At 59.3% G+C, this 20899-nt stretch carries 17 protein-coding genes; 5 read left to right on the forward strand and 12 right to left on the reverse strand.

Annotation, left to right across the window (positions count from 1 at the left end):
• Window positions 1-132: 132 nt before the first annotated feature.
• From E4U03_RS06255 to E4U03_RS06290, 8 genes are all read right to left on the reverse strand, one after another.
• Window positions 133-504: a hypothetical protein gene (locus E4U03_RS06255; RefSeq protein ID WP_135012524.1), complete on the reverse strand. Its 372-nt coding sequence runs from the start codon at window positions 502-504 to the stop codon at window positions 133-135.
• 55 nt (window positions 505-559) lie between these two features.
• Window positions 560-955 carry a sterol carrier family protein gene (locus E4U03_RS06260; protein ID WP_135012526.1) on the reverse strand — a complete coding sequence of 132 codons (396 nt, stop codon included), beginning with the start codon at window positions 953-955 and terminating at the stop codon, window positions 560-562.
• On the reverse strand, window positions 955-1953 hold the full coding sequence (locus tag E4U03_RS06265) for an asparaginase (protein WP_135012528.1): 999 nt from the start codon (window positions 1951-1953) through the stop codon (window positions 955-957). The genes E4U03_RS06260 and E4U03_RS06265 overlap by 1 nt, the downstream gene beginning before the upstream one ends.
• A gap of 132 nt (window positions 1954-2085) precedes the next feature.
• Window positions 2086-2961, reverse strand: a complete 876-nt coding sequence (locus E4U03_RS06270) for a PRD domain-containing protein (RefSeq protein ID WP_135012531.1) — start codon at window positions 2959-2961, stop codon at window positions 2086-2088.
• Between the two features lie 31 nt (window positions 2962-2992).
• Window positions 2993-4441, reverse strand: a complete 1449-nt coding sequence (locus E4U03_RS06275) for a glycoside hydrolase family 1 protein (RefSeq protein ID WP_135012533.1) — start codon at window positions 4439-4441, stop codon at window positions 2993-2995.
• Between the two features lie 26 nt (window positions 4442-4467).
• On the reverse strand, window positions 4468-6438 hold the full coding sequence (locus tag E4U03_RS06280; RefSeq protein ID WP_209304132.1) for a beta-glucoside-specific PTS transporter subunit IIABC: 1971 nt from the start codon (window positions 6436-6438) through the stop codon (window positions 4468-4470).
• A 497-nt stretch (window positions 6439-6935) separates the two neighbouring features.
• On the reverse strand, window positions 6936-9926 hold the full coding sequence (locus E4U03_RS06285) for an MMPL family transporter (RefSeq protein WP_135012535.1): 2991 nt from the start codon (window positions 9924-9926) through the stop codon (window positions 6936-6938).
• Between the two features lie 37 nt (window positions 9927-9963).
• On the reverse strand, window positions 9964-10671 hold the full coding sequence (locus E4U03_RS06290) for a TetR/AcrR family transcriptional regulator (RefSeq protein WP_135012537.1): 708 nt from the start codon (window positions 10669-10671) through the stop codon (window positions 9964-9966).
• Window positions 10672-10830: 159 nt separating this feature from the next.
• Here E4U03_RS06290 and purD point away from each other — a divergent pair, with 159 nt between their 5' ends.
• Together purD and E4U03_RS06300 are read left to right on the forward strand one after the other, a co-directional pair.
• The gene (purD, locus tag E4U03_RS06295) at window positions 10831-12111 is read left to right on the forward strand and encodes a phosphoribosylamine--glycine ligase (RefSeq protein ID WP_135012539.1); all 1281 of its coding nucleotides are present in this window, start codon (window positions 10831-10833) and stop codon (window positions 12109-12111) included.
• Between the two features lie 85 nt (window positions 12112-12196).
• On the forward strand, window positions 12197-13123 hold the full coding sequence (locus tag E4U03_RS06300; RefSeq protein ID WP_135012541.1) for a phosphoribosylaminoimidazolesuccinocarboxamide synthase: 927 nt from the start codon (window positions 12197-12199) through the stop codon (window positions 13121-13123).
• Here the strand turns inward: E4U03_RS06300 and E4U03_RS06305 are convergent.
• Window positions 13120-13878, reverse strand: a complete 759-nt coding sequence (locus tag E4U03_RS06305; RefSeq protein ID WP_245207681.1) for a FadR/GntR family transcriptional regulator — start codon at window positions 13876-13878, stop codon at window positions 13120-13122. The genes E4U03_RS06300 and E4U03_RS06305 overlap by 4 nt on opposite strands.
• A gap of 191 nt (window positions 13879-14069) precedes the next feature.
• Window positions 14070-15764 (reverse strand): L-lactate permease, encoded by a 1695-nt coding sequence (locus E4U03_RS06310; RefSeq protein ID WP_135012545.1) that lies wholly within the window; start codon window positions 15762-15764, stop codon window positions 14070-14072.
• 516 nt (window positions 15765-16280) lie between these two features.
• Here E4U03_RS06310 and E4U03_RS06315 point away from each other — a divergent pair.
• Genes E4U03_RS06315 through E4U03_RS06325 form a run of 3 tightly spaced genes read left to right on the forward strand, consistent with a single transcriptional unit; the run spans window position 16281 to window position 19349 of the window.
• Window positions 16281-17078 (forward strand): (Fe-S)-binding protein, encoded by a 798-nt coding sequence (locus E4U03_RS06315; RefSeq protein ID WP_135012547.1) that lies wholly within the window; start codon window positions 16281-16283, stop codon window positions 17076-17078.
• Between the two features lie 4 nt (window positions 17079-17082).
• Window positions 17083-18708, forward strand: a complete 1626-nt coding sequence (locus E4U03_RS06320; RefSeq protein WP_135012549.1) for a LutB/LldF family L-lactate oxidation iron-sulfur protein — start codon at window positions 17083-17085, stop codon at window positions 18706-18708.
• Entirely contained in the window at window positions 18708-19349 is a 642-nt protein-coding gene (locus tag E4U03_RS06325) for a LutC/YkgG family protein (protein ID WP_135012551.1), read from the forward strand. The genes E4U03_RS06320 and E4U03_RS06325 overlap by 1 nt, the downstream gene beginning before the upstream one ends.
• A gap of 79 nt (window positions 19350-19428) precedes the next feature.
• Here E4U03_RS06325 and E4U03_RS13555 read toward each other — a convergent pair whose 3' ends face one another.
• Window positions 19429-20298 (reverse strand): cation:proton antiporter, encoded by an 870-nt coding sequence (locus E4U03_RS13555; RefSeq protein ID WP_280741480.1) that lies wholly within the window; start codon window positions 20296-20298, stop codon window positions 19429-19431.
• Complete coding sequence (locus E4U03_RS13560) at window positions 20295-20789, reverse strand: cation:proton antiporter (RefSeq protein WP_265588567.1); 495 nt, start codon at window positions 20787-20789, stop codon at window positions 20295-20297. Before E4U03_RS13560 ends, E4U03_RS13555 begins: the two co-directional genes overlap by 4 nt.
• Between the last annotated feature and the right edge of the window lie 110 nt (window positions 20790-20899).

The following is a 20899-nucleotide window of genomic DNA, read 5'->3' on the forward strand; positions in this document are numbered from 1 at the left end:
GGGGTGGTTATCTCGCCGTGCAGCGTGGGGTAGCGCACATGAGCGAGCGAACATTAAAAGTGTACCTGCCCAATGCATAAGTGATAAGTAAAGCCCACCGTGTGAACCTTACGGTTGACAAGTGGGCTTGGTTTAGTCTTTGCTGCTGACTGCTTGATAGGTGGTGGTGCGCTTTGCTGAACGCTTATCGAGCAGAAGAGCAATCACAATAGCTACAGCTGTGCACAGCGCTCCGAAGATAACTGCCATAACCCCGTAAATTGCTTCGAAGGTGTAGCTGGGGTTTTCGGGGCCCAGGGCTGTCACCACGAAAGCTACAACCAGCCCCACCAGCAGGCCTGTGATAGCGAAAGCAGGTAGGGAAGGGGCACGGCGCACCGTCAGGTTGGCACGGTCAGGCGCGGATGCCGGCGCGAAGTGCTGGCCGGGGGCTGCCTGCTTCTCAGCCTCGGTGAGGGGAGCAGCAGGTTCGGTGGGGCGACGGAATCTCGACAGGATGCTCATAGCTAACAACCTTATCAAGAAGCCGCAGGCAGCGAGGCGTAAACGAGCACCGGGGCTAAAGCAACGGCAGGTAGTCGCTCAGATCTGCCCGTAGCCCGGAAGCCGAAATCGCGGGGGCGGCACTCTGCCAGCTGGCATAACCCAGCGCGATAGCGCACCAGGTCAGCGGGTCAGTCTCAACAACGTTAGGCGGAGTACCGCGAGTATGGCGCGGCCCGGCAATGCACTGGGTAACGCCCATGGGCGGCACCCGCACCTCCACAGAATTACCCGGGGCAAGGGTCGCCAGCTCCTCGAGCAGAAAACGGACGGACGCCGCCCTCACACCCCGGGGCAGGGCAGCGAAAGCCGCCGCGCGGGCGTCCTCACCCTCTGTACCCTCAAAAACCTGCCGTACCTGGGCAAGGGCGGCGAGGCCGTCCGCCTCGGTAATCTTGCGGCGAATCGCCATTAGAGGAGCCCCTCAAAAGCCGCACCGGGCTCGATAGAACCCACGGGCTGCCCGCCACCGGTGATGGGGAAGGCCGTGGCCGCAACCGCCCGGTCAGCAACCTCAGCCTCAAGGAAGCCAGCCGCCTGCAGCGCTCGCACAGCAACAAGAGAAGCCGCCCGGTTAGAACCGTCTAGCATCTTCAGGGCAGCTGAAGCACCAGAACGCAGGCCAAGAGCGAGCACCCCCTCAGCGCCCCGCTTGACCACAGCATCAAGAGTCTCTGCCAAAACGGTGTCGGACCCACCGGTCGTGTGAACGTACTCGGGGTAGTCCACCATAGCGGTAGCAACGGTAGCGGCCCGGGCATCAGCCTTAATGTTTTCAACAGCTGACCCCAGGGTGGAATAAGCACGGGCTAGTCCCACCAACGAAATAGCGGCTACAGGCGCACCGCACCCGTCAATCGTCACATGCTGAGGTGCTTCGCCGGTGAAGTCCTTGATAGTCTGAAGAACTAGCTCCTGTAAGGGGTGGGCGGGGTCTGTGTAATCTTCAGTGGACCACCCCGACTTCACACAGGCCCACAGAAAGGCCGCGTGCTTACCCGAACAGTTAAAGGCAAGTCTCTGCTTGCCATGCCCTGCCTTCACGAGGGCATGATAGCTGGGCACATCAGCAGGCCAAGCCGGTGGACACAACAGAGCCTCAGCCGTCAGCCCGGCCTCAGCCAGCACCGACTGGGCAACCTTCATATGCTCAAAAGAACCGGTATGGGAACCAGCAGCCAGCGCAATCTGAGCCCCCTGTAGCTCAGCCCCCGCGTTCATCGACGCAATAGCCTGCAGAGGTTTAAGCGCAGAACGAGCATAGATTAGAGCCTCGGGGGCTCCTAAACTCAGAGCTGTAGAGCCATCGGGGTTGAGCACCACCAGTGACCCCACATGCCGCGATTCGATGAAATCGCCACGGGTGACGACTGCCAGCTCTGCTGCCTGCTGCGCGGTAAAAGTCTGCATGCCTTCCAGTCTACTGGGTAGCCCTTACCGTTGAAATGAGTGAAGCCCGCACTTATTCTGATTCATCCGCAACTAGTTGCGGGGTTATCAGAATAAATGCGGAAAGACACAACCTAAATGAGTAGGTACTTTCTAAGCGGTGGACGGGTCTCCCCACAAATCCTGAGCCAGGCGAGAAATATGGATGGCGAGATAGGTCTGCTCATCGGCACTGAGCTCAGTGCCAAGATGCATCTCTAAGAGCACCTTGACCTTTCCCGCACAGGTAAAAGCCTTGGGGTAGCTAGATTTCACGGCCTCATAGATTGCCGGAATAGAACTTTCTGCACCTGCCCCTGCGCCCGTGGCACCGGCGTCCTTTTCCGTACGCACAAAGACATACCGCAAGTGGGTCACAAACCTAGCGACCGACATATGGTTCTGATCCAGTGGCCGGTTATAGGCAAAAGAGATAACGCTAAAAATTTGTGCGAAGACCTCGGTCATACGGTAGGTCTTGTTCAGGTCATCAGCCTCAAACTGGGTATTGACCAGGTGCATCGCAAACGCTGTTGCCTCTTCTGGCTGCAAGGCAACCCCCAATTTTTGTTGAACCAGCTGCACTGCATACTGGCCAAAACCGTACTCCCGCGGGTAGAGCTGAGCCACCTCGATGGAGAGCGGGAACTCCATCGTCTGCCCCTGCTGAGCCCGAACAATCGCATACGACAGGTGATCTGCCAGCGGCAGCACCAGGGAATGCGCCAGATTGAAGCCCAAAACACGCGAAGCATGTTGCTCCAGTTCAGAGGCCAGGGCAAGGACGTCCGAGGGCAGCTCTGCGAGCATGGCGGCTGCGTAGTCGGTGCCTGGATTCTCAGGAACAAAGGTTTGCTCCACCTGGGCGGGGTCGATAGCAGCGCCCTTCTTCTTGTTAAAGGCCAGCCCGCGCCCAATTACCACAACATCCTTGTCCTCGGCAGTTCGGGCAAGCACCACGTTGTTGTTATAGATATGGGCGATTTTCATGGTGGTTCCTTATAACGTCTTTGCGAAAGGACTAGCTCTGAGGGTAGGTGGGCTTCCAGTCAGCTGACGGCAGCTCATTGGTGCGGATCAGCTCCTGGTACCAGAAGAAGGAATCCTTGCGGTAGCGGGCCAGATTCTTGAGATCGAACTCGTCGCGGTTGACGTAGATAAAGCCGTAGCGCTTAGAGATACCCTGGTGGGTAGAAACCAGGTCGATGGCGCTCCAGGGGGAGTAGCCTAGGACCTCAACGCCGTCGCTAATAGCTAGCTGGGTCTGCTCCAGGTGCTGGCGCAGGTAGTCGATGCGGTAGTCATCGTGTACCCGGCCGTCCTCGGTTAGCTCGTCAAAAGCGCCCCGGCCGTTCTCGGTCACGATCAGCGGCAGATGGTAGCGGTCCCAAATAGCCCGGTAGGTCATACGCATACCCACGGGATCAATCTCCCAACCGAACTGGGTTTTACGCAGGTGGGGGTTAGAGACGGCCTTGAAGAAACCCTCCTCGCCCATAGCAATCTGCTGGTCAGCTTCGGCGTCCATATCTGAGGCAGCCTCGCCCCAGGGGGCATCCGCCATAGTGTGAGTAGCGTAGTAGTTGAAGGCGATGAAGTCAGGCTTGGCAGCCTTAAGAATCTCCATGTCACCCTCAGCAATATCGGGCTGGGTGCCCTTGGCTTCCATAATGGCCCAGGCCGTTGAATTGTATTCACCGCGGGCCGCTAGATCCAGGTAAAGCCAGTTACGCACGGCATTGTAGTTATCGGCGGCAATGACGTCCTCGGGGCGGGAAGAGGCCGGGTAAACGTAGGCGATATTGGGAGCCGGGCCAATCTTAGCCTCGGGGTGCATCTGGTGCAGCAGCATCATAGTCTTAGCCTGGGCCAAGAACATGTTGTGGTTAATCTGGTTGAGCTCCTTGGCCGGGTTATCGGTCAGGGTCTTGAGAATACCGATAGCAGCACCGTGCAAAATCATCATGTTCTGCTCATTGATAGTTAGCCAGTACTTGACCTTGCTACCGTACTCGGTGAACAGCACCTTGGCGTAGTCAACAAAGAGCTCTGATACCTCACGGTTAGCCCAACCGCCGATTTCATCGAGGGCTGCGGGGGTGTCAAAGTGGAACATGGTCACGATGGGCTCAATCTTGTGGGCCAGCAGCTCGTCAATCAAATTGTGGTAGAATTGAACGCCTTCGGGGTTCACTTCACCCCGACCGGTAGGCATAATGCGTGACCAGGCAATAGAGAACCGGTAGGCGCGAAAGCCCATCTCAGCCATGAGAGCTACGTCTTCTTTGAAACGGTGGTAGTGGTCTGCGCCGACCTTGTAGTCGCTGGTTCCCTCGGGAAAGTCTGCGCGTAGATCTGCCCCGATGGGGCCGCGTCCGCCCTCGTCCCAGGCGCCCTCTACCTGGTAGGCAGAGGTGGACGCTGACCAGAGAAAGTCCTGTGGGAAGGGCTTGGGCTGCTTGTGGTACATGGTGCTTCCTTACTCTAAAAAGTGGTTTATCGTTCTACGATGACGGCAATCTCACCGGCAGTGAGGTCGCGGCCAACCTGCGGTTCGATGGTGGCAAAAGAACCCGAGTTGGTGATGATAGTGATGACGGTATCGGGGTAGCTCGCGGCGGCAACCTTGGCACGGTCGAAGGTGAGAAGAGCCTGGCCTACTTCTACCGTATCGCCCTTGGCCACGTGGGAGGTGAATCCGTCGCCGTTCATCTGTACGGTATCGACCCCCACATGGATGAGCACTTCAACGCCGGTTTCGGAGCGAATACCAAAGGCGTGCCCTGATGCCATGGCGGTAATGACTTTACCTGCAATGGGAGCGTAAACGTAGCCGTCCACTGGTTCAATGCCCAAGCCCTGGCCCATAGCGCCGGATGAGAAGACCGGATCGTCAATGGCTGAGAGGGGGATAGCGTGACCGGTAGCAGGGGCAACCAAATCAGTGGTGTTGGTGGCATCTGCCGGAAGAGTGACAATCGCATTGGCGGGCACAACCAGGGCGTCCGCGGGAACTACCTTGGAGTCAGCCGGGAGGGTTGGGGCAGGCACACCTGAATCTTCACCGTTATCGAGCTTCTCGACAAAAGGATTGCTCGCTTCTTCCATCTGCTGCTGAGGGACACCGAAGAAGTAGGTCAGGGCGAAGGTGATGACCATAGCGATACCGACGCCCAGAAAGATCGAAACCTCAAACCCGGAGCCTGCAAAAGCTGAAAGAGACAGGCCGGAGGGCACGATAAAGGCTGGCAGATAGGCACCGCCTGATGCCGAGATGCCGCCACCGATAGCACCGCCGATACAGGCGAAGATGAAGGGCTTTTTCAGGGGAAGATTGACGCCGTAAATCGCCGGTTCGGTAATGCCGGCCAGAATACCCGAGAGGGCGGCGGGGCCAGCAACCTGCTTGAGCTTGGCGTCCTTAGTCTTGAAAAGGACGGCGAGAGCGGCAGCACCCTGCGCCAGGACGGGGGCGAAGATCGCGGCAACGAGCACATCGTAGCCCAGAGTGGTGAGGTTATTGAGCATCACTGGAACTAAGCCCCAGTGCAGGCCAAAGATAGCAAGAACCTGCCAGAATCCACCGAGGATGGCGCCACCCAACCAGGGGGCCGCGGACCACAGGCCGGTAACCCCACCGGCTACCGCATTAGAGAGGAAGGTTGTCAGAGGCCCTACGGTCAGCAGGGTTGCAAGAGAAATGAGCGGGAGGGTAATCAGCGGGGCAGTGAAGTTACGGATGGTGGAAGGGAGTACCCGGTTGAGCCAGCGCTCGACGATACCCTGCAACCAGACCGCAAGAAGGACCGGTACCACCGATGAAACGTAGGAGACAAGGAAGACCGGGATACCGAAGAAGCTCACTGTCTCACCGGCATCGTTCATGGTGATGATAGAGGGGTAGAGCAGCACTCCGGCAATAGCTAGAGAGGTGAACTGGTTGGCGCGGAAGCGCTTAGCAGAGGTAATCGCAATGGCGAAGGGCAGGAAGTGAATGATGGAGTCACCGATTGCGTTAATAATCTGGTACTCCTGGCTCTCAGCACTGAACCCCAGGGTGACGGCAAGAACAGTGAAAGCCTTAATCAGACCGGCGCCGGCGAGAGTCCAGAGAATCGGCAGGAAGATCGATGAAATCAGCTCAATGAAGCGGTTGAGCAGGTTCCCTTCACTACCGGCGCTGTCTTCACCACCGGCATCCGACCCGAACCTGGTGGCACCGGCAATAGCGTTATAGGCCACCGGCACATCGTTACCGATCACCACCTGGTACTGCCCGCCAGACTGCATGACGGTGACAACCCCGTCAATGGACTGAACCTTGTTCTTATCAACGATTGACTCCTCTTTGAGCTTGAAGCGTAGGCGGGTGGCACAGTGCGCCAGTGAATTGATGTTGGATTCGCCGCCCACAGCCTCAAGCACATCGAGGCCGGTCTTGGCGTAATCAACCTTGGTGGTTGCCACGGTCTTCTCCCTGAGAACTGAAGGCAATCCCGGGCCGTCAGTACATCTGCTTCTCTTCACTACATGAATCAATGTGTAGCAAAGAAAGCTCAGGTACGCGGTGCCGGGGTCTTCTTCATACTCTCGAATGCGCCACTGCCCTGCCCCACGAGGGGGAGGGGTACGGCGTCCGAAGATACAAAAAAGACCCAAGCCTTAACGCTACAGATAGAGCGATAATGCTTAGGTCTTGCCTCCAGTGCAGGTTCTAGGTGAACCTGCCTAAGTAACAACCCTAGGATTGCCAGTTAGTCATAACTGTTATGTGACCCACTATAGTGCCCGAGGCGTGAGCGCGCAAGGGGCTATGGGCGATTGATGAGCCGGAGGGAAAACTCCCACTCGTGAGCTCCTGCTCTGTGTTGAGTGAAGCCCACACTTATTCTGATTCATCCGCAACTAGCTGCGGTGTTTTCAGAATAAATGCGGGCTGACACTGTGTGTTATAGGCGGAAGCTCTATTGATCCTTCTGCTGCTCAGAAATTGCCTTGAGCGCTTCGCGGGCCGCCTTAGCAGCTCGCCGGGCTTCAGCCTGAGCTTCGTCTGCCGCTGCCAGAGCCTGGTCAGCAGCCACCACAGCTGCCTGAGCCAGAGCAGCTGTGGACTCTACAGCCACTACCTGGGTGGGGTTCACCGGACGCTCCGGAGCAGCTGGTGCCTGAACCGTAGCAGCTGCTGTGGCGGGCAGAGTCGGGGCGGGCGCCTGCTCCTGAGCCTGTGCCTGGGCTTCGAGCTTGGTGCCCTCAACATCCAGATCGGGCAGCAGTCGGTCTAGCCAGGCTGGCAGCCACCAGGCTTTTTCACCCAGTAGGTACATGAGAGCCGGAATCAGGGTCATTCGCACCACGAAGGCATCGAGAAGGACGCCGGCAGCCAGCACGAAACCGATAGAGGCAATCATGGGGTCACCCGAGAACACGAAGCCGATAAAGACACCGGCCATAATGAGTGCTGCAGCGGTAACCACGCGGGCACCGTGGTGGTAGCCCACGATAACTGAGGTCTTCGCGCCGCGTCCATGGGAGTAAGCCTCTCGCATGCCTGAAACCAAGAAGAGCTGGTAGTCCATGGCAAGGCCAAAGAGAATACCTACAGCCAGAATTGGGAGGAAAGCTAGCAGCGGGCCGGGGGTTGAAACGTTGAACAGTTCAGCTGCCCAGCCCCACTGGAAGACCGCCGTGGTTGCACCGAGGGCCGCCAGTAGGGAGAAGAGGAAGCCAACGGTAGCGGTCACCGGTACCAGGATAGAACGGAAGACCAGAATCAGAACCAGGAGCGACAGGCCCATCACCAGAGCGACATAGATGGGGAGAACCTCAGCCAGGTTCTGGGCGATATCGACGGCCATGGCAGTCTGGCCAGTGACACCGAAGGTGACGTCGCCATTGTCGGTTGAAATAGTCAGGTCGCGCAGGGTGTGCACCAGATTGGTGGTTGACTCGGCGTTGGGGCCCTCATCAGGAATCACCTGGTAGAGCAGAGCAGAGTTATCATCAGAAATCATGGCGGGAACGACAGCTGCGACATCGCTCTGCTCCAGAAGATCTTGACCAACTTCAACCTGCAGAGCCTTAGCCTGCTCCTCAGTTGTACCTTCAGGCAGACGGGCAGCAACTACAACCGGCCCGTTCTTACCCTCGCCAAAGTTTTCAGCAATGGTGGTGTAAGAGATGTAGGCAGCTGAGTCGGTAGCCTGAGAGGCACCGGTCGGTAGGCCCAGACGCATGTCGGTCATGGGTAGAGCAACCGTGCCCAAGGCCAAGACAACAGCGGCGACGGTCGCAATCGGCTTCTTAAGAATCAGACCAATCCAACCGCGACGAGCCTCTTCATGGTCAGCTGCCGCCTGCTTAGCCTCTGCACGAATAGCCGCTGCCTGGGTATCGTCCTCGCTAGCAGCCTGATGGCCAGCAGCGATCTTTGCACGCTGCTTCTTGCTCAGGACGCGCTCACCCAGTAGAGACATCACAGCGGGAGAGAGGGTAGTAGCTACAGCCACAGCAACGGCAACCGCAAAGGCGCCGGCATTACCCATAACGCCCAGGAAGGGAATGCCTACAACGTTCAGACCCAGCAGTGCGATAACCACGGTGGCACCCGCGAAGAAGACCGCGCCGCCAGAGGTTCCTGTTGCCAGGGCAATCGACTCCTTGACCCCCATGCCCTTAGCAAGGTTGGTGCGGTGACGGTTCAGAATAAAGAGGGTGTAGTCAATACCCACAGCCAGGCCTAACATAGTGCCCAAAGTGGGGGTTGTGGAGGTCATTTCAATAACGCTTGAGAGCGAGAGCACTGCCAGAGCAGAAGCGCCCACACCAATAATCGCCATGATAATTGGCAGGCCAGCAGCTACCAGAGTGCCCAGCATCAAGAAGAGCACAATAAAAGCAATGACGATACCAATAGCTTCAGCGGTTGCGTTTAGCTCAGTCTCTACGCCCTGCATATTCTGGTCATAGGTGACCGTCAGCCCGTTATCAGAGAGCACGCTCAGTTGCTGCGGGGTTTCTTCTAGAGTTTCAGCGGGAATTGAGCCGGTCTCGGCATCGAAGGTAACGGTGATAATCGCGGTAGAACCGTCATCAGAAATCGCGACGCCGCTCTCAGACATCTGTAGCAGAGTAGCGTTCTGCTCGATAGCGGTCTTGCCGCTTTCTAGCTGAGCACGTGAATCTTCAAGCTGAGCAAGGCCAGCTTCGTAGTCAGCTCGACCCTGAACAAGCTGAGCCTGAGCCTCGTCTAGCTGAGTGCGGCCCTGATTGAGCTGTTCAGCTGTTGCATCGAGCTCAGCTCGCTGAGCATCCAGCTGGGCCTGCTGCGCATTAAGTTCACCAAAAGCCTGCGGCGGGGCGCCTTCACCTTCAAGGCGGGTGCGGTTCTCGTTGAGCTGATTCTGGGCGTCCTCAAGCTGGGCGTAGCCTTCATCGAGCTGCTGCTGGGCTGCGTCCAGCTCCGCACGGCGGGTATCAAGCCCAGCCTGGCCAGAATCTAGCTGAGCTTTAGCCGCATCAAGCTGCGTCTGACCGTCCGCAAACTGCTGTTCGCCGCTGGCCAGCTCAGATTCACCTGAAGTGAGCTGAGACTGGGCATCAGCCAGCTGCTGAGCTACAGCGAAGGGATCGCTGACGCTATCGACACCCTCTACCGTTGCAGCCTCTGCAACGGCACTCGCTACAGCAGCTTTCTGCTCGTCGGTAAAGGCCGAGCCGTCTTCGGTCTGCACAATAGCAGAGCCGGTACCGGCGTTGAGATTCAGGTTAAAGGTATCGGTCAGCTCTTCCTGAACCAGCTGTGCTTCGGTACCAGGAATAGTGATGGAATCTGTCAACTCGCCTTTAAAGGACGCGTATGCGCCACCTGCTAAGGCGATGACGAGTGCCCAGATACCGATGACGGCCCAGGCCCGGCGAGCTGCAAAGCTGCCGATTTTATAGAGGAACTCAGACATGGTCTGTCAGTTTCCCTTTCGTGTGGTTGTGTTTTCTCTAAATGGTCTGGTGCGCGCTAACAGAGCCGTCTGCGGTAAATACCGGAACCCCGGCAGCTACCTGGTTGATGTAAGCGTGGATATGGGGAACGAACATCTGAGGTTCAATCACGAGCTGCCCAGACGGCCTTTCAAAAATATTTTTGTCAAGTTCTTGCGCGAACCGAACGAAAGCAAAAACGTACCCCATGAGCAGGTTGTAGGAGAAGAGACCAAGCGCTAGTGACTGGTCGATTGATAAATCGGGGTAGAGCCTGTCAATTTCGCTGCAAAGGGTATTGCAGATATCGCCTAGAGTCAGCGTAACTTCGCGTGCTACAAGGTCAAACTCTTCCTCGACGAGGGCTGCGCCCAGGGTGATGAAACGGACGAGGTCCTGCTGTACTCGTTCGGTCTCAACCGCTTCGTGAAAATGCTCTACCAAAGCCTGCGGTAGATCTTCGATGGCAAGGCCTCGGGGAAAGGGAGGCTCATCGATGCAGGGTTCGAGATGGGCAGAGAGCTGGTAAGTGAGGGCGTCTTCAAGTTTTTTGAAGTGGTTGAAGACGGTGCGTTCTGATACTCCCGCTTGCTCTGCCAGTGTTGAGGCGGTCAGGCCTGTGCGTCCGCTGGTACGAACAATGTGTTCGGCGGCAGCAGCGATTTTGCGTTTGGATGCTGTTGATCGGGCCCGGCGCTGGTCGAGGGGTGGCGTGTGTTTGAGCATGTATTTACAGTAACTGCAATATTGCAGAAACTGCAAATAGTTGAGGTGTGGGGTTGGGCACGGAACGGGTGCGGGCGTCCGCAAAAAACTACCGGCAAAAAGCGCTCAAACTGCGGTAAAGACTTCATCAAATCGTGACCTTGCCGGTAGCCTAAAAGAATGAAGGTTTTGGTACTGGGCCCCGGCGGTCGTGAACACGCAATTATTCGAGCACTCCTGAAAGATCCAGCCGTTACCGAGGTGCACTCAGCTCCCGGCAACGCGGGTATCGCCCAGGACGTCCCCGTGCACGCTATCGATGCAAATAACCCCGAGGCAGCCCTTGCGTTAGCCACTGAGCTGGCTGCTGACCTGGTCGTCATCGGCCCCGAAGCCCCCCTGGTCGCAGGCGTCTCAGACACCCTGCGCGATGCCGGGTTCGCTGTTTTCGGTCCGTCCAAGCCCGCTGCCCTGCTCGAGGGGTCTAAGGCCTTTGCCAAGGAAGTCATGGCCAGCGCCAATGTACCCACCGCTATGGCTAAGGTCGCCACCAACCGCGAAGAAGCTGAAACCGCTCTCGCTACTTTCGGCGCCCCCTACGTTGTTAAAGATGACGGTCTGGCTGCCGGTAAGGGCGTTGTTGTCACCGAGGACTTCGATACTGCTCTTGCTCATGCTGAATCTTGCTTTGCCGCTGGTGGCACTGTAGTCATTGAAGAGTACCTGGACGGCCCTGAAGTTTCTCTCTTTGTGATCTCCGACGGCAGCACTTGCCTGCCCCTTTCACCTGCCCAGGACTTCAAGCGCATCTTTGACAACGATGAGGGCCCCAACACTGGCGGTATGGGTGCCTACACCCCCCTGCCCTGGCTGCCTGAAGGTTTCGTAGAGGAAGTCATTGAACGCGTAGCCCAGCCCACCATCGACGAGATGGCTCGCCGTGGCACACCTTTTGTGGGTGTTCTCTATTGTGGTCTGGCAGCTACCTCCCGCGGTATCCGCGTAATCGAATTCAATGCCCGCTTTGGCGACCCCGAAACCCAGGCAGTACTGGCTCGTCTACGCACCCCGTTGGGTGGCGTCCTACTGGCTGCTGCTAAGGGTGAACTGCCTGCTGATCTTGCTCTTGACTGGGACCCCCGCACTGCCGTCGACGTGGTCATGGCCGCAGAGAACTACCCCGACACTCCCCGCAAGCGCGATGCCATCACCGGCCTGGATGCCGCCAACCAGCGCGAGAACGTGCACGTTGACCACGCAGGTACCGCCCTCGACGGTGAAGAAATCGTCACCGCCGGTGGCCGTGTGCTGGCTGTCGTCGCCCTGGGCGAGAACCTCACCGAAGCCCGCGAGGCCGCCTACGCCGGCGTGCGCGACATTGCCTGGAATGGCGCCCAGTACCGTTCAGACATTGCGCTCGCTGCCGCCGAGAATCGTATTCAGATTCCCACCCAGAACTAGCTTCCTGTGACTGCCCACCGCACCCGCGTGGGCAGTCACTTTTCTATCACCTCACAGCCCACCTGCACGCCCCCAGGAGAAAATCATGAGCCATACCCCCGTAGACATTCCCGGCTGGAAGCACGTGTATTCCGGCAAGGTCCGTGACCTCTACATCCCTGACGAGGACACCCAGGACGTCACCGGCCTGAACGTGAAGGACGACGCCGAACTGCGTGCCGGCTCCGTGATGGTGGTTGCCACCGACCGTATCAGCGCCTTTGACCAGGTGCTTCCCACCGAGATTCCCGATAAGGGCAAGATTCTGACCCAGATGTCCCTCTGGTGGTTTGAGCAGCTCAAGGGTGTGCCCAACCACGTGCTGTCTACCGACGTGCCCGAGGTAGTGGCTGGCCGCGCCATGATCTGTAAGTCTCTGAACATGTTCCCGGTTGAGTGCATCGTGCGTGGCTACCTGACCGGCTCCGGCCTGGCTTCTTACCGCAAGACCGGTAAGGTCAACGAGTTTGAGCTGCCCGCCGGCCTGGTAGATGGCTCCCGTCTGGAGCCTGCCCTCTTCACACCCACCGGCAAGGCAGAGGTGGGGGAGCACGACGAGCCCATCACCCGTGAAGAGCTCGACGCTGAGGTGGGGGAGGCTATCGCCGACCGCCTGCAGGAACTGACCCTCTACGTCTACGAGACCGCTGAGAAGATTGCCCGTGAGCGCGGCATCATTCTGGCCGACACCAAGATTGAGTTCGGTACCGACTCCTACCGCGGTGAAATTACCCTGGGCGATGAGGTACTGACCCCTGATTCATCGCGTTTCTGGGATGCCAACGACTACGAGCCCGGCCGCGCCCAGGCGTCCTTTGATAAGCAGTACGTGCGCGACTGGCTCAAGAGCGAGGAGTCGGGCTGGGATGGCACCGGCCCCGTGCCTGAGCTTCCCGCCGAGGTTGTGGAGAAGACCCGCGCCCGCTACGTTGAGGCCTACGAGCGTCTGACCGGGCAGAAGTTCGAGGCTTAGACCTGCGTATCGCGTACCTTCTGGTGGTACTCGTAGTGGGCGGCCCCGATTTCTGAGAGGGCGTAGAACCAACGAATGTGCTCAGCGACTGTTCGCTGGGCACGTTCTGCATCTCCGGCAATAACCGCCGCGTAGATGGCCCGGTGCTGGTCCTGGAGTTCCCGTTTGGTTGCCTCCCAGTCGTCGAGGTAGGGTACGGCCTCTTGCACGTAGCCTACGGTTGCTAGGTGTAGGGAGTCGATGACGGTGTCCATCACGATATTCCCGCTGAGGGTTGATATTTCGTAGTGGAAGCGGGTGTCGCAGAAGTGGAAGCGGTCGTCGCTAATATCTGCGTGGTCCATTTCTTCGAGGTAGCGGCGGGCTGTGGCTAGGGACGCGGCGTGTTCGGGCTGATGGGCTACGTCGGCGGCGTGGGCGGCGGCTTCGCCTTCGAGCAGGACGCGGGTGCTCACGATGTCTGCCACCGGCAGGGTGCGGGTGGCGATGTGCATGCGCAGGGCCCAGCCGAGGGCATCCGAGGGCTCCGAGACCACGACAGCACCGGCCTTGGGGCCTGAGCCTACACCTGACCGAATGAGCCCCACCGCGGAGAGAATACGCAGGGCTTCGCGCACCGAAGCCCGTGAGATGCCGTATTCCTCTGCTAGGGAGCGTTCACCGGGCAGGCGGTCGCCGACGCGCAGCTGGCCGTGGCGCAACCGGTGTTCGATGGACTCGAGCAGGGCGGTATAGGTGGGCTCTTTTTCTTTCACGCGCTGTCTTTCAGATTGAGAGATAACTAGATTAAGGAAAGGTTAGGCAGGCTCGCAGCGAGCGTGAGCCTGGCATACCTTCTGAATAAACCTTATAGACAAGGTATAGGTAAGGGCGGTGCAGTTCCAACGTATGTTACGTGGGACTGCACCGCCCTTTGTGTGCCTAGCTCATAGGTGTGAACCTGTGATTAGTGGCCGGTGAGGTAGGGCTCAACCAGCAGACCGGAGAGAACGGTTGCCTGGAGGAAGACCAGGGCACAGACGGCCAGCAGCAGGATGAAGGACCAACCGAGAACTGCCTTGAAGATTTCGGACTCCTTGCCTTCCATGTTGACCGAGGTGGCCGCGATGGCGAGGGACTGGGGCGAAATCATCTTGCCGACCACACCACCGGTAGTGTTAGCTGCCAGCATGAGTTCGGGGTGGGCACCGGTCATGCCGCCTTCCTGCAGGTGCTCAGCGGCGGTGACCTGGAGCTTGGAGAAGAGGGCGTTGGCTGAGGTGTCGGAGCCGGTGACGGCGGTGCCGACCCAGCCGAGGACGGGTGCCAGGAAGGCGTAGGCTACGCCGAGGGAGGCGACGTATTCACCGATGGCAACGGTCTGGCCGGAGTAGTTCATGACGAAGGCTAGGGCCAGAACCAGGGCGATGGTGGCGGCTGACCAGCGCATCTTGTAGGCTACGGCGCCGATTTCCTTGAAGGCGTCGGCGATGGAGAGCTTGTACTTGCCGTTTTCGTTGAAGATGGCGTAGAGGATGGCGACCAGGATGCCAGAGATCAGCAGGTAGGTGCCGGGGTTGTTGAGCCAGGACCAGGTGTAGGCGGAATTGACGGGGTCGCCGGAGGCGGTCAGTAGGCGCTCAGCCAGCAGGGGTATGTCGAACTTGATGGCGGTGGTCTTCATCCAGTCGACGAGCGGGGTGTAGAGGTTGGCGACACCGAAGATGATGACAACGACCAGGTAGGGCATGAGGGCCATCCAGATGCGGCGACCGGGCAGGTGCTCAACTTCGAGGGGGGCGGTGATGCCATAGCGTTCGCGGATACCTTCAACGCCGCGGGGCTTGACGAAGCGCAAGAAGACAACGGCTGCTGCGATGGAGACGATGCAGGCTACGACGTCGGTGAGCTGGTAGACGAAGTAGGTTGCTGCCCACCACTGGGCGATGGCGAAGGAGGCGCCGATGACGGCTGCGTGCATCCATGCGTCCTTGAGGCCCTTTACGCCGTCGAGGATCCAGAGCAGGATGAAGGGCACGAAGAAGGCGATAAAGGGAGCCTGGTGGCCGATGAGGGCTGCGATGACGGTTGCGTCCTTGCCGCCGACTTCACCGGCGGTGGTGATGGGGATAGCAACGGCGCCGAAGGCTACGGGGGCGGTGTTGGCGATGAGGACGGTGGTGGCAGCCTTGAGGGGCTTGACGCCGAGGGCCAGGATCATGGTTGCGGTGATAGCAACGGGGGCACCGAAGCCTGCGAGTGCTTCGAGCAGGCCGCCGAAGCAGAAGGCGATGAGGATGGCCTGAATACGCAGGTCGCCGCCGCCGATGAGGTCGAAGGTGCGGCGCAGGTCTTCAAAGCGGCCGGAGAGCACGGTGACCTGGTAGAACCAGATGGCCATGAGGATAACCCAGACGATGGGGAAGAGGCCGTAGATGCCGCCGCGGAAGGCGGACATACCGGCGAGGTCCCAGGGCATGCCGAAGCCGAAGATGGCAACGAGCAGGGCGACCAGCAGGGAGACCAGGCCGGCGACGTGGGCGCGGGCCTTGAGGCCGAGCAGCATGATAAAGAATGCCAACAGCGGCAGGGTGGAGACCAGGGCGCTGAGCGCGAGGCTTCCTCCTACGGCGTCGGTTACAGCGGTATAGGTATTTTCCACCGTATTCTCCTTAGTGATGTGTGGTATGGCTGGGCGTCATATCTGTGGGGCGCTGAGCCAAAAAATATGAGGCCTAACCTCCTGTGGTCAGACCGTTGTTTTTCGAGGTCTACGTTACATGAGGTGGTTCACCTTCGCCAAGCTGTGGCCGCATCTATTTGCGGTATTTTTTTCACCCCTGTGGTTTTATGGATTTTTCGGGGTTTTTGGGTGCGCTCTTGTGTTGGTATGCGCCTGCTTGTGTGGGTCTTGGGGGACGCGGACGCCCACGGCGGGGGAGCGGAGTTCTTTCAGCTTTCTTTATGTGGTCAGACCGTTAGATTATTTGCATAAGAAAATATGCCCTATTTAAAGTATCGAAACACCTACCCCATCGTGTTAAATGAGGGAGTAGGAAAAGAATCTAACAGGCACCTGCCCGCCCTTCCTCTCCCACCCAGCCGCCGGCGTCCGCGCCCCTGAATCGGTGAGGAAGACGCAGGCTACCCATGCCGCACAGAAGAAGAGAGAACCAACATGCGTGTCGCACTGTTTTCAACGTGCATCGTCGACGCAATGTACCCCAAGGTAGCTAAGGCTACCGTTGACATCCTGGAGCGTCTCGGCCACGAGGTCGTCTTCCCGCAGGGCCAAACCTGCTGCTCCCAGATGCACGTCAACTCGGGCTACTTCGACGACGCCTACCCCATCGTCAAAACCCACGTACAGGCCTTTGAAGAATGGGACTTCGACGCCATCGTTGCGCCCTCAGGCTCCTGCGTCGCCTCCCTCGGCCACCAGCAACCCATGATCGCAGAGCGAGCAGGCGACGACGCCACCGCCCGCGCTGCCGCCTCACTGGCTGCCCGCTCCTTCGAGCTCTCCCAGTTCCTCATCGACGTCTGCGGCATCACCAACGCTGCAGAACAGCTGGGCTCCTACTTCCCCGAGAAGGTCACCTACCACTCATCCTGCCACGGCATGCGCCTGCTGGGTCTGGGTACCCGCCAGGAAGACCTGATCCGCACCGTTGAGGGCCTGGAATACACCCAGATTGACGGCCTTGACCAGTGCTGTGGCTTCGGTGGAACCTTCTCCTTCAAGAACGCAGACACCTCCGGCGCCATGGTTGCCGACAAGGTAGAGAACATTGAAGCAACCGGCGCATCGGTCTGCACCGGCGGCGACTCATCCTGCCTGATGAACATCGGCGGCGCTCTCTCCCGCAAGAACTCACCCGTACAGACCGTACACTTCGCCGAGATTCTTGCATCCACCAAGGAAAACCCGCTCAAGGTCACCGGCCCCGTAGCTGTTACCGCAGGAGGTAAGTAAAGCCATGTCAACCACCGCACTCGGTATGCCCAAGGTCCGCCACGGCGTCGGCAACATCTTCGAATTCGAGCCCTTCCCCGAATATGCAGAGAAGGAACTCCAGAACGAGCAGCTGCGCGCCAACCTGGGCTTTGCTACCCACAAGATCCGTAACAAGCGCGCCGCCGTCATCTCAGAACTGCCCGACTGGCAGGATCTGCGCACCACAGGTTCCATGATCAAGCAGAAGGTCATGGCCAACCTCGACACCTACCTCGAAGAGTTCGAAAAGAACTTCACCGCCCGCGGTGGACACGTACACTGGGCCCGCGACGCACACGAGGCCAACGAAATCGCCCTCAAGCTGATCCAGGCAGAAGGCGTCACCGAGGTCAACAAGATCAAGTCAATGGCCACCGCCGAAACCGGCCTCAACGAGTTCCTCGAAGAGCACGGCATCCACGCTATTGAAACCGACCTGGCAGAAGAAATCGTCCAGCTGGGCGACAACGACCGCCCCTCCCATATCCTGGTGCCCGCAATTCACCGCAACCGCACCGAGATTCGCGACATCTTCCTCAAGAAGATTGAGGGCGTCAACCCCAACCTCACCAACGACCCGGCAGAACTGGCAGAAGCCTCTCGCTTCCGCCTGCGCGAGAAGTTCCTGACCAACAAGGTCGCCATCTCAGGCGTCAACTTCGGTATCGCCGAAACCGGCACCATGACCATCGTTGAGTCTGAGGGTAACGGCCGTATGTGCCTGACCCTGCCCGATACCCTAATCACCTTCATGGGCATCGAAAAGCTGCTGCCGACCCTGCAGGACCTCGAGGTCTTCACCCAGCTGCTGCCCCGCTCGTCCACCGGTGAGCGCATGAACCCCTACACCTCCATGTGGACCGGTGTAACCCCCGGTGACGGCCCCCAGAACCTGCACGTCATCCTCATGGACAACGGCCGCACCGCAGCCCTGGCCGACCAGGTCGGCCGCCAGGCCCTGCACTGCATCCGCTGCTCAGCCTGCATGAATGTCTGCCCCGTCTACGAACGCGCAGGCGGCCACGCCTACGGCTCCACTTACCCCGGCCCCATCGGCGCAATTCTCTCCCCCCAGCTGGGCGGTATCGAGAACGAGTACAACTCCACCCTGCCCTACGCGTCCTCCCTCTGCGGCGCCTGCTACGAAGCCTGCCCCGTCAAGATCAACATCCCCGACGTGCTGGTTCACCTGCGCGGCAAGGCAGTTGACCACGAAAAGGCCCAGGGCGAGTTCGAAGGCGGCAAGAAGGAACGCCACGTGCAGATGGACGCCATGATGTTCGGCGCCAAGAAGCTCTTCAGCTCAGGTGCCCTTATGGCTCTGGCCACCAAGGGCCTTCCCGCCTCCAAGCTGATTACCGGCAAGAAGGGCAAGATCACCAAGCTGCCCGGTATCGTCGGCGGCTGGACCGAATACCGCGACATCCCGGCACCCCCCAAGTCCTCCTTCCGCAACGAGTGGAAGAAGGAACGCGGTTCTGCCCCCAAGCGTGTAGGCGGCGAACGCGTTGACCTGCAGGCCATCATTGCCGCTAACCAGGCCAAGATTGCCGAGGCCCACGCCAACGCTGAGACCGCTAACCCCATCGCCCCCAAGGAGGCCAACTAATGTCTGATGCAAAAGCAGAAATCCTGGGCCGCATCCGCGCCTCCCTCTGGGACAATCCCCAGCCGGCTGAGCCCGTCCGCGCCTACCGCCGCGAAAGCGACAAGGGCACCGAAGAAATTATCGAGATGCTGGTCGACCGCCTGATCGACTACAAGGCTAACGTCTACCACGAGACCGAAGAGACCATCGCCGCTCGCGTAGGCGAACTGCTCGGTAAGTCCTCCCGCTACGTGGTGCCCACCGGTCTCAAGACCGAGTGGCTGCCCGAAGACACCGCAGCCCGCTCCCGCGTGGTTGACTCCGGTAACGCCAACAAGCCCGGTGCCCTCTCCGTACGCGAACTCGACGCCATCGACGCGGTTGTCACCTCTTCAACCGTCTCCTGCGCCGAGACCGGCACCATCGCCCTGAACAGCACCGAGACCGAAGGCCGCCGCGCCATCACCCTGGTACCCGACCACCACATCTGCGTGGTCCCCGTCGATACCATCGTCGAGCTGATTCCCGAGACCGTGGCCCGTCTGAACTTCGACAAGCCCATCACCTGGATCTCAGGCCCCTCAGCGACCTCAGATATCGAGCTGATCCGCGTTGAAGGTGTGCACGGCCCCCGTACCCTGGACGTCATCATCCTCAAGTAGGCTGAAACCCGCTCTGTGATAGAAAGGGCCCCCTTGCTCAGGCAAGGGGGCCCTTTCTGCCGGGTGCTTTAGGGGGAGGCTAGGAATTCGGACGCTTGATGACGGGAAGAGCGCCCGTTGCCGCCCGCACCGCGGCGGCCCGCTCTAGTTTCTTAGCGCTGCGGCGCTGCCGCGAGCTTGAGCCGCCAGAGGCACCCGGACGGGGGCCAGCGTCCTTGCGCCCCACTGCCCCGATGGCCGAGGCCCACAAGGGGAAGAGAAGGACGGTCAGCGCCCCACCTGCCACCAGCAGGGAGGCATTCTGTTCGCTGAGCAGGTCGTTGGCCAGTGCCACCTCGGTAACAGCAACAATGATGGGCAGGCCCGCAGCAGAGTAGAGCCCCAGCTGGAGCTTTTCCTGCACGGTGGTGAGCCCCGAACCGGTGTCGAAGAACTTTTCAGCGGCAAAGACCGGCAGGCCGCGCACTACCAGAATGCCGAGCACAATGCCGGCAAGAAGCAACGGCTGCTCCCAGATGACCGACACCTTAATACCCATACCCGAGCTCACGAAGAAGAGGGGAATGAGGAAGGAAAAGCCCAGGGCCTCAAGACGCTTGGAGAAGGGCTCAAAGGCGCCCTCGGGCGTGAGAGAGCGCAGGATAATGCCGGCGGCAAAAGCACCGAGCACCACATCGAGCTCAAAGACCGCGGCGACCATCATGAGGGTAGCCAGAAGGAACATGGCCAGGCGAAGCATGGTCTGGCTGGTGGTGTTAGCCTCAGCCGCCATGGTGCGGCGCAGGCCCGGAATATGCTCGAAGAGGCGGTGGGGCACAACCGCTGAAATGACAGCAATGACCATAAAGGCCAGCAGAATCAGCACCGCAACCCAGGGGGCGTGCGACGAGAGCAGCAGGGACATCGCAAAGATAGGGAGCACCTCGCCGATAGCCCCGTGCACCATCACCCCGTTGCCGACTTTCGTGCCCGCTTTACCGTGGCTTTTGAGCAGGGGCAGCAGGGTGCCCAGGCGGTAGAACTCAGGGCAATACCGATGACCGCGTAGGTCGAGAAAGAACCCGAAAACTGGGAGAGGCTCACCGCCAGAACCAGGCCGAGGGTGAAACTCACCAGCCAGGACCCCACAGCGAAAGCCCCCTGTCGTCCGCGCAGGGCTCCGGCGTTAATTTCGTAACCAGCCAGCAAAAAGAGCAGGCCCAGACCCAGATCCTTCACCAGAGCAACCCCGCCATCGGTGCTGGCAAGCCCTAGAACCTGCGGGCCGATGAGTACGCCGAAGATAATCAGGAAGACAACATCTGGAATTTTCTTTTTCACCAGGGCGGACGCCAGGGGCGCTAAAAGCGCCGCAGCGGTAATCCAGAAAATAGAAATATACTCGCTGGTCGCCGATGAACTGGCGGCCAGAAGGACGACGTCGGTGGAGTGGGTGCTCATAGTGACTTTCAAAGAGGTGAGGGGCAACCTAACCAGTGTGCCATGTGTGCCCCTGCCCGCGCAGGGTGGCGGGGCAGTGTTAGGCTAAAGCAGGTATTTATTGAGGAGTA

It is taken from the genome of Rothia nasimurium, assembly GCF_004569295.1.
GTDB classification, from domain to species: Bacteria; Actinomycetota; Actinomycetes; order Actinomycetales; family Micrococcaceae; genus Rothia; species Rothia nasimurium_B.